The following is an 8,438-nucleotide window of genomic DNA, read 5'->3' as shown; positions in this document are numbered from 1 at the left end:
ACCCCGGGCCCGGCGGCCGGCGAGCCAGGCCAGGGAAACGCCAGGGTCGGGCCGGGCGGCACGCGGGTCGTGTCCCCCGGCTGCCGCAGAGGTTCCCTCGGGTGCCGTACGGGTTCCCCCGGCCGTACGTCTCCGGCGAGCCAGGCGCGGGTGGCACCACCAGCATCGCTGACATGCCCTCACCTCGCCGTGTCCTCCCGCTGGTTCCGGTCCTGCTGTGCACCCTGGCCGCGCTGGCCGTGCCGCACGCCGCCGCCGAGGAAGGGCGAGGGCTCGCCGGTCCACCGGACGACGGCGGCCTCAGTACACGGGTGGCCCGCCTGTACCGGGAAGCGGCCCGGGCCACCGACCGGTACGAGGCCGACGCCCGCCGGCTGGAGCAGGAGCGGGCGCGCGCCGGGAAGCTGGACCGGCTGCTGGCCCGCAAGCGCCAGGAGGCCGAGGTGATCCGGGCGGACGTCGGCCGGTACGCCAGGGCCCAGTACCGGGCGGGCGGTGGTCTGCCGGTCACCGCGCAGATCCTGCTCTCGGGGGACGCGCGGACGCTGATGTCCGGTCAGCGGGCCGTCTGGCGCGCGGACCTCGCCCTCCAGAACGTGATCGACCGGAGCCGGCGGGCCGAGCGGCGACTGGCCGAGGAACACCGGAGAGCGGAGGAACGGCGGCAGCGACTGGAGGAGCACTCGGCCGAACTGGACGGGAAGAGGCAGCGGATCGAGAGCACCCTGGAGGAGGCGCGGGCGCTGCTGCAGAGCCGGGCGGACGCCTCGGTCGCGGCCGGCTCGTGCCGGGGCGCGGTGCGGCTGGAGCAGCCGGAACCGTCTGCGCCGGGGACCTGGGTGGCGCCGGTCGAGGAGTACGCGCTGTCGGCCGGGTTCGGCCAGGGAGGCGTCCGGTGGGCGAGCCGGCACACGGGGCAGGACTTCGCGGTGCCGATCGGCACGCCGGTCCGCGCGGTGGGCGAGGGCCGGGTGGCCAGGGTGTCCTGCGGCGGCCCTTTCGGGATCGAGGTGGTGGTCGAGCACCCCGGCGGTTACTTCACCCAGTACGCGCACCTGGCCGCGGTCACCGTCGACCAGGGGCAGCGGGTGACGGCCGGACAGTGGATCGCCCAGTCGGGGACCAGCGGCAACTCCACGGGCCCGCACCTGCACTTCGAGGTCCGTGTCACGCCCCGCTCGGGATCGGCGCTCGACCCGGTCCCCTGGCTGGCCTCCCACGGAGTGCCCCTCGGCTGAAGCCCGGCACAGCACCGGCCCATGCCGGGCCAGAACCACGCCGGGTCAGGCCGACACCGGGCCAGAACCACGCCGGGTCAGGCCGACACCGGGTCGGGTCCCTGCCGGGTCAGGCTCACGCCGGCCCAGGACCCCGCCGCCCTCCGGGCGGCTACGGCAGGTCGGCGAGGATCTCCTCGATGACCAGCGCGACCCCGTCCTCGTTGTTGCCGGCGGTCTGCCGCCCGGCGGCCCGCAGCGCGTCGGGATGGGCGTTGCCCATGGCGTAGGCCCGCCCGGCCCAGGTCAGCATCTCGACGTCGTTGGGCATGTCGCCGAAGGCGACCACCTCCTCGGGAGAGATGCCTCGCTCGGCGCAGCACAGGGCGAGCGTGCTGGCCTTGGAGACGCCTGGGCCGCTGATCTCCAGCAGGGCGCTGGGGCTGGAGCGGGTGACCGTGACCCGCTCGCCGAGCGCGGTGCGGGCCAGGGCGAGGAACGCGTCCGGCTCGAGTTCGTGGTGGAAGGCCAGCAGCTTGAGCACCGGCAGGGAGGCCGCGACGCCACCGGGCGCCAGCAGCTCCTCCGCATCGCCGTAGGAGTCGGGCGTCTCCACGAAGATGCGCGGGTAGGCACGCTCCTGGTGGAAGGCGTAGGTCTGCTCGACGGCGAAGAGCGTGCCAGGAACCGCCTCGCGCAGCAGCCGGACGGTCTCCCTGGCGTTGGCGTGGCCGACCTCGCGGACCTTGGCGAAGCGGTGGCGACCCGGGCCGTCGTGCAGGTCGACGACGGCTGCCCCGTTGCCGCAGATGGCGAGCCCGTGCCCTTGCAGGTGGTCGGCGACGACCTCCATCCAGCGAGCGGGCCGCCCGGTCACGAAGAAGACTTCGATGCCCGCCGCCTCGGCGGCCGCCAGGGCGGCCACCGTGCGGGGCGAGACCGACTTGTCGTCCCGCAGCAGCGTGCCGTCGAGGTCCGTGGCGATCAGCCGGGGCGGAACTGCAGCGTGGGCCCGGGTTGCGGGCGCTTCGAGAGCTGAGGTCACTCCGCCATTCTCGCGCATATGCCAGCACGTGCGTGCGGACGTCCGCACATTTGAGTGAGAATCGATCCCTGAATGATCAGTTCCCCCGCAAATGCCGGGTAGGCCGGGCGGAGCAGGTCCAGCCGACGGCTGGAGTTCAGCTCAATTGCGCCGGTGCCTCGGTGGCGATGCGCTCGAAGGTCTTCTCGTCCACGTCGAACTCCGAGTCGGGGATCGGCATGTGGATCACCAGCTCGGTGAAGCCCAGCTCGGCGTGACGGCCGGCGAAGTCGACGAAGGCGTCCACGGACTCCAGGGGAGCGTTGCGGTCCGGGGTGAAGCCGGTGAGCAGCACCTTGTCGAGTTCCTTGACGTCCCGGCCGAGGGCCGCGCAGCTGTCCGCCAGCCGCTCGGTCTGGCGGCGGATGGCCGTCACCGAGTCCTCCGGGGTACCGGTCTCGAAGATCGTCGGGTCGCCCGTGGTCACCCAGGCCTGACCGTGGCGCGCGGCCAGCTTCATCCCGCGCGGCCCGGTGGCCGCCACCGCGAAGGGCAGGCGGGGGCGCTGGATGCAGCCCGGGATGTTGCGGGCCTCGTGCGCCGAGTAGTGGTCGCCCGTGTAGGAGACCGAGTCCTGGGTGAGCAGCCGGTCCAGCAGCGGGACGAACTCGGCCAGCCGGTCGGCGCGCTCCCGCGGAGTCCAGGGGTCCTGGCCCAGCGCGGTGGCGTCGAAGCCGGTGCCTCCGGCACCGATGCCCAGGGTGATCCGGCCGCCGGAGATGTCGTCCAGGGAGATCAGCTCCTTGGCCAGGGTGACCGGGTGCCGGAAGTTGGGCGAGGTGACCAGGGTGCCCAGGCGTACCCGGGAGGTGACGGTGGCGGCGGCGGTCAGGGTGGGAACGGCGCCGAACCACGGGCCGTCCCGGAAGGTGCGCCAGGACAGGTGGTCGTAGGTGTAGGCGGTGTGGAAACCGAGTTCCTCGGCGAGTTCCCAGGAGGCTCGTCCGCCCTCCTGCCAGCGGCGGTACGGCAGGATCACGGTGCTCAGGCGCATGCTCATGCTGCGAGCCTAAGGCCGGGGCGTTTCACGTGAAACATCCCACCTGCGCACTTCACCCCTGCTGCAGCCGCAGGTACTCCGGTGGGACCGACCGGGTCAGCCAGACGCCGTTGGCGCTCACCTGGAAGACATGGCCGTCCCGGTGCATCGCCCCGGCGTCGACCGTCAGCACGAGGGGGCGGCCCCGGCGGGCGCCCACCTTGGTGGCGGTCTCCCGGTCCACCGAGAGGTGGACGTCATGGCGGGCCATCGGGCGCAGCCCTTCGGTGCGAATCGCGTCCAGGGACTGGGCGACGGTGCCGTGGTAGAGGAACGGCGGCGGAACGGCCGCCTCCAGGCCGAGGTCCACCTCGACGGTGTGACCCTGGCTGGCACGGATCCGGGTGCCCTCGACGGCGAAGCGCCGCTTGTCGTTGGCCGCCACCGCGTGGTCGAGCTCCGCCCGGCTGATCGGGAAGCCATGGGCCGCGGCCGCCTCCAACAGGGCGTCGATCTCCACCCAGCCGCCGGGGTCGAGGGCGATGCCGATCCGGTCCGGCTGGTGGCGCAGATGCCGGGAGAGGTACTTGGAGACTTTCACCATGCGCCGGTCGTCGGTGCCGGCGTTTTCCTGAGAGGTGTTCATGTGGCCCAAGTCTCAGGCATCGAGCGTTTGATCCACAGCGAATTACGGTTCTCCACAGGATTGGGGACCAACCTGTGGACAACTTCGCCGCGATACGGACGGAGCCGCCTCATCCCGCCACGGCCCGGCAGCCCCATCCGTCCGACGGCCCCTCCGTTCCGTCCGACGGCCCCTCCGTTCCGTCCCTCCGCCCCTCCGTCCCACCCCGTCGCCCGGTCGCCGTCTCAGCTCCGAGGTGGACCCTTACGCGTCCCCTACATCTGGAGGGTGAGTCGGGCACGCCCCACGGGAGGACGACGCGCCCGCGCCCTCGCCCCTACTGTCAGGGCCGTGACTGTGATCCTGACCGAAAGCCTGAGCAAGCGGTTCCCCCGGGTGACCGCCCTCGACCGGCTCACCCTGGACATCGGCTCCGGGGTGACCGGCCTGGTCGGCGCCAACGGCGCCGGCAAATCGACCTTGATCAAGATCCTGCTGGGTCTCTCCCCCGCGTCGGAGGGACGCGCCGAGGTGCTGGGCATGGACGTCCGGGCCGAGGGCGCCGCCATCCGCGCCCGGGTCGGCTACATGCCGGAGCACGACTGCCTGCCGCCGGACGTCTCGGCCACCGAGTTCGTCGTCCACATGGCGCGCATGTCGGGTCTGCCGTCGGCCGCCGCCCGTGAGCGCACCGCCGACACCCTGCGTCACGTGGGCCTGTACGAGGAGCGCTACCGGCCCATCGGCGGCTACTCCACCGGCATGAAGCAGCGGGTCAAGCTGGCCCAGGCGCTGGTCCACGACCCGGACCTGGTGCTGCTCGACGAGCCCACCAACGGTCTCGACCCGGCCGGCCGGGACGACATGCTGGGCCTGATCCGGCGGATCCACACCGACTTCGGCATATCGGTGCTGGTCACTTCCCATCTGCTGGGAGAACTGGAGCGCACCTGCGACCACGTCGTCGTGATCGATGGCGGCTCGCTGCTGCAGTCCAGCTCGACCACCGACTTCACCCGGTCCACCGCGGTCCTCGCGGTGGAGGTCACCGACAGCGACGAGCACCCCGACGGCATCGAGGCCCTCCGCAAGGCCCTCGACGCACAAGGGGTGCGCACCGAGGACGGCGGCGCCGGCCTTCCCGGGGCGGGCCGCATCCTGCTCCTCACCGCGGACGGCGACGCCACCTACGACCTGGTCCGCGACACCGTCGCCGGCCTCGGGCTCGGCCTGGTGCGCATGGAACAGCGCCGGCACCACATCTCGGAGGTCTTCCGCCATGACGACCGATAGCCTCACGCCGGCCGGCTCCCCGGGCAGGCCGTCACGGCCGGGCGACGGCGCCGCGCCCGAGAGCCGGATCCACGACATCGGCTACCGCGGCTACGACGGCCCCCGCCTGGGACGCTCCTACGCCCGCCGCTCACTGTTCGTGCAGTCCCTGCGCGGCGCCTTCGGACTGGGCCGCTCCGCCCGGTCCAAGATCGTGCCAGTGATCATCACCGCGGTGATGGCGCTGCCGGCGGTGATCGCGGTGGCGACCACCATGGTCACCGGCAGCAAGGAACTGCCCATCGCCTACGTCGAGTACGCCGTCGGCTTCGACATGGTGATCGCCCTGTTCCTCGCCGCCCAGGCCCCCCAGGCGGTCTCGCTGGACCTGAGGTACCGGACCATGCCGCTGTACTTCTCCCGGCCCATCGAGACCTCGGACTACGTCCGGGCCAAGTACGCGGCGATGGCCTCGGCGGTCTTCGTGCTCACCTCGCTGCCCCTGGTGCTCCTCTACGCGGGCGCGCTGCTGGCGAAGCTGGACTTCACGGACCAGACGACCGGCTTCGCCCAGGGGCTCGCCGGCGCCGCCGTGCTCTCCCTGCTGCACTCCGCCATCGCCCTGCTGGTCGCCGCCCTCACGCCGCGCCGCGGCTTCGGCGTGGCCGCGGTGATCGCCGTCATGACCCTGTCCTACACCGCGGTCACGGCGCTGCAGGTCGCCGCGGACGAGAGCGGGGCCGAGGGCGCGCTGAACTGGATCGGCCTCTTCTCGCCGAGCAGCCTCATCTACGGCCTCCAGCACGCCTTCTTCGACGCCGAAGGCCCCTTCCCGGGCAGCGTCGGCCCGTCCGCCGCCCAGGGCGTCGTCTACCTGCTGGTGGTCGCGACGCTGATCGCCGGCTGCTACGCGCTTCTGATCCGCCGCTACCGAAAGGCCGGGCTGTGACCACCATCAAGCTCGACCACGTCTCCCGCTGGTTCGGCAACGTGGTCGCCGTCAACGACATCACCATGGACGTCGGCCCGGGCGTCACCGGTCTGCTGGGGCCCAACGGAGCGGGCAAGTCCACGCTCATCAACATGATGGCGGGGTTCCTCTCCCCCTCGGCCGGGACGGTCACCCTCGACGGCAGGCCGGTCTGGCGCAACGAGGACATCTACCGGGAGATCGGCATCGTCCCCGAACGCGAGGCGATGTACGACTTCCTGACCGGCCGTGAGTTCGTCGTGGCCAACGCCGAGCTGCACGGTCTGGGGGACGCCGAGGCGCAGAGCGCCCTGGCCCTGGTGGAGATGGAGTACGCCCAGGACCGCCGGATCGGCACGTACTCCAAGGGCATGCGGCAGCGCGTGAAGATGGCGTCCGCGCTGGTGCACGGGCCCTCGGTGCTGCTGCTCGACGAGCCGTTCAACGGCATGGACCCGCGCCAGCGGATGCAGCTGATGGAGGTGCTGCGCCGGATGGGGGCCGAGGGCCGCACCGTGCTGTTCTCCTCCCACATCCTGGAGGAGGTCGAGCAGGTCGCCTCGCACATCGAGGTGGTCGTCGCCGGACGCCACGCGGCCAGCGGCGACTTCCGCTCCATCCGCCGTCTGATGACCGACCGCCCGCACCGGTACCTGGTGCGCTCCAGCGACGACCGGGCCCTGGCCGCGGCGCTGATCGGCGACCCGTCGACGTCCGGCATCGAGGTGGACACCGCCGAGGACGCGCTGCTGATCCAGGCGGCCGACTTCGGCCGGTTCACCGCGCTGCTGCCCCAGGTGGCCCGCGACCACGGCATCCGGCTCTACACGGTGTCGCCGTCGGACGAGTCCCTCGAGTCCGTCTTCTCGTACCTTGTCGCGGCCTAGCGACACAGCGGCCCAGGAGGCCCTCACGATGTCCACAGCCTTCCATCCCACGGTGGCCCGGCTCACCTACCGGGCCCTGCTCGGCCGGCGCCGCGCCCTCGTCCTGGGCAGCCTGCCGCTGCTGCTCGTGGTGATCTCCGTCGTGGTGCGGCTCATGGCGGGCGCCGATCCGCAGAGCGCGGTCAACGTGCTCGGCGGCTTCGCGCTGGCCGCCATGGTGCCGATCGTCGGCGTGATCGCCGGCACCGGGGCGATCGGTCCCGAGATCGACGACGGTTCGGTGATGTACCTGCTCAGCAAGCCGGTGAAGCGGCGGACCGTGCTGCTCACCAAGCTGGTCGTGGCGATCGGGGTGACGATGGTCTTCTCGGCCGTCCCCACCCTGGTCTCCGCGCTGATCCTGGCGGGAACGGCGGACGGGGTCGCCGTCGCCTACACGGTCGCCGCCATGGTCGCCTCGGTGGCCTACGCGTCGCTCTTCCTGATGCTGGGCACGATCACGCGTCACGCGGTGGTCGTCGGCCTGGTCTACGCCCTGGTCTGGGAGGCGCTCCTCGGCTCCTTCGTGCCGGGAGCCCGGTCCCTGAGCGTCCAGCAGTGGGCGCTGGCGGTCGGCGGCGACCTGGCCGAGGGGAAGCTGGTCACCTCGGAGGTCGGCACCGTCACCGGCGCGGTGCTGCTGGTCGTGCTCACCGTGCTCGCCGCCTGGTACGGCGCCCGCCGCCTGCGCACCCTGACCCCCGCTACGGAGGAGTGAGACGCGCGCCCTCACGCACCCTCCCGACGGGGTGCGTCCGGCGTCGATCTCCTCGAACGTGATTCCGGATCCCCTTCCGCCCCGGCACACTGGGCGTGAGGGGATCCGGGAGGTACGGGGAGATGACGGAACCTGAAGGGACGGCGGGTCCAAAGGACTGGGACGAGGTCGTCCTGGACGAGGACTTCGTCCGCGGCGCGACGGTCCAGGAGCCGTCGGGCCGGGCCAGGATGCTGGCGGCGCGGTGGCGGCGGGAGCCGCCTCAGCCGGAGCCGTGGCGGACGGACCAGCCCCCGGCGGGCTGGTTCTGGAGCAAGGCGCGCCGCCGCAGGTGGCGGCGGAAGTGACCCGCCCGGGGCGGCCGGCCGCCCGCTAATTCGGTGGCGGAGCGGGCCCGCGCGGAGGCACAGTGGGGTGTCACGCCGGACATGTCCGGCGTGACGTGGTCCGGGAGCGGGGACGGGGAGGAAAGGCCCCGGCCCCCGGCTGGGCAGGCCCGCGCCGACGCCGGTGGGATTCGTTACCCCACCGCGTACGTGCCGCTGGGAGCCGCCCGGGGGCGGCCGCTTCGAGCGCGCGGGAACACAGCCCCGCGCGGGCCGCCCCACCCGGGAGACCTCCGGGGGGCGTGAGATCGCCTTCTCCCA

9 protein-coding genes are annotated in these 8,438 nt (G+C 72.5%); 6 read left to right on the top strand and 3 right to left on the bottom strand.

Features of this window, described 5'->3' with window-relative positions:
- Positions 1-173: 173 nt before the first annotated feature.
- Positions 174-1,238, top strand: coding sequence for a M23 family metallopeptidase (locus ACOV8S_RS25450; RefSeq protein WP_448320567.1), 1,065 nt, complete (start codon positions 174-176; stop codon positions 1,236-1,238).
- Positions 1,239-1,389: 151 nt separating this feature from the next.
- On the opposite strand, the gene ACOV8S_RS25445 is transcribed toward ACOV8S_RS25450, so the two are convergent.
- The 3 genes from ACOV8S_RS25445 to ACOV8S_RS25435 all read right to left on the bottom strand — a co-directional run bounded on the left by ACOV8S_RS25445 (position 1,390) and on the right by ACOV8S_RS25435 (position 3,926).
- Positions 1,390-2,280, bottom strand: a complete 891-nt coding sequence (locus ACOV8S_RS25445; protein ID WP_448320566.1) for a Cof-type HAD-IIB family hydrolase — start codon at positions 2,278-2,280, stop codon at positions 1,390-1,392.
- Positions 2,281-2,398: 118 nt separating this feature from the next.
- On the bottom strand, positions 2,399-3,301 hold the full coding sequence (locus ACOV8S_RS25440) for an LLM class flavin-dependent oxidoreductase (RefSeq protein WP_448320565.1): 903 nt from the start codon (positions 3,299-3,301) through the stop codon (positions 2,399-2,401).
- 52 nt (positions 3,302-3,353) lie between these two features.
- Complete coding sequence (locus tag ACOV8S_RS25435; RefSeq protein WP_448320563.1) at positions 3,354-3,926, bottom strand: RNA 2'-phosphotransferase; 573 nt, start codon at positions 3,924-3,926, stop codon at positions 3,354-3,356.
- 336 nt (positions 3,927-4,262) lie between these two features.
- On the opposite strand from ACOV8S_RS25435, the gene ACOV8S_RS25430 reads away from it, so the two are divergent.
- The 5 genes from ACOV8S_RS25430 to ACOV8S_RS25410 all read left to right on the top strand — a co-directional run bounded on the left by ACOV8S_RS25430 (position 4,263) and on the right by ACOV8S_RS25410 (position 8,138).
- Complete coding sequence (locus ACOV8S_RS25430; RefSeq protein ID WP_448320869.1) at positions 4,263-5,198, top strand: ABC transporter ATP-binding protein; 936 nt, start codon at positions 4,263-4,265, stop codon at positions 5,196-5,198.
- Positions 5,185-6,126, top strand: coding sequence for an ABC transporter permease (locus ACOV8S_RS25425; protein WP_448320561.1), 942 nt, complete (start codon positions 5,185-5,187; stop codon positions 6,124-6,126). The genes ACOV8S_RS25430 and ACOV8S_RS25425 overlap by 14 nt, the downstream gene beginning before the upstream one ends.
- Complete coding sequence (locus ACOV8S_RS25420; RefSeq protein WP_448320559.1) at positions 6,123-7,034, top strand: ABC transporter ATP-binding protein; 912 nt, start codon at positions 6,123-6,125, stop codon at positions 7,032-7,034. Before ACOV8S_RS25425 ends, ACOV8S_RS25420 begins: the two co-directional genes overlap by 4 nt.
- A gap of 28 nt (positions 7,035-7,062) precedes the next feature.
- Positions 7,063-7,791 (top strand): ABC transporter permease subunit, encoded by a 729-nt coding sequence (locus ACOV8S_RS25415; RefSeq protein WP_448320557.1) that lies wholly within the window; start codon positions 7,063-7,065, stop codon positions 7,789-7,791.
- A 122-nt stretch (positions 7,792-7,913) separates the two neighbouring features.
- Positions 7,914-8,138 carry an SGM_3592 family protein gene (locus ACOV8S_RS25410; RefSeq protein WP_448320555.1) on the top strand — a complete coding sequence of 75 codons (225 nt, stop codon included), beginning with the start codon at positions 7,914-7,916 and terminating at the stop codon, positions 8,136-8,138.
- Positions 8,139-8,438: the final 300 nt, after the last annotated feature.

This window comes from Streptomyces sp. CO7 (genome assembly GCF_053474865.1).
This window is presented reverse-complemented; position numbering and strand designations above follow the sequence as displayed.

What these genes read in the sequence shown, in the direction of transcription:
- ACOV8S_RS25445 (WP_448320566.1), bottom strand. Translation starts at nt 2,280, where the DNA reads ATGCGCGAGAATGGCGGAGTGACCTCAGCTCTCGAAGCGCCCGCAACC.
- ACOV8S_RS25440 (WP_448320565.1), bottom strand. Translation starts at nt 3,301, where the DNA reads ATGAGCATGCGCCTGAGCACCGTGATCCTGCCGTACCGCCGCTGGCAG.
- ACOV8S_RS25435 (WP_448320563.1), bottom strand. Translation starts at nt 3,926, where the DNA reads ATGAACACCTCTCAGGAAAACGCCGGCACCGACGACCGGCGCATGGTG.
- ACOV8S_RS25415 (WP_448320557.1), top strand. Translation starts at nt 7,063, where the DNA reads ATGTCCACAGCCTTCCATCCCACGGTGGCCCGGCTCACCTACCGGGCC.
- ACOV8S_RS25410 (WP_448320555.1), top strand. Translation starts at nt 7,914, where the DNA reads ATGACGGAACCTGAAGGGACGGCGGGTCCAAAGGACTGGGACGAGGTC.
- ACOV8S_RS25425 (WP_448320561.1), top strand. Translation starts at nt 5,185, where the DNA reads ATGACGACCGATAGCCTCACGCCGGCCGGCTCCCCGGGCAGGCCGTCA.
- ACOV8S_RS25450 (WP_448320567.1), top strand. Translation starts at nt 174, where the DNA reads ATGCCCTCACCTCGCCGTGTCCTCCCGCTGGTTCCGGTCCTGCTGTGC.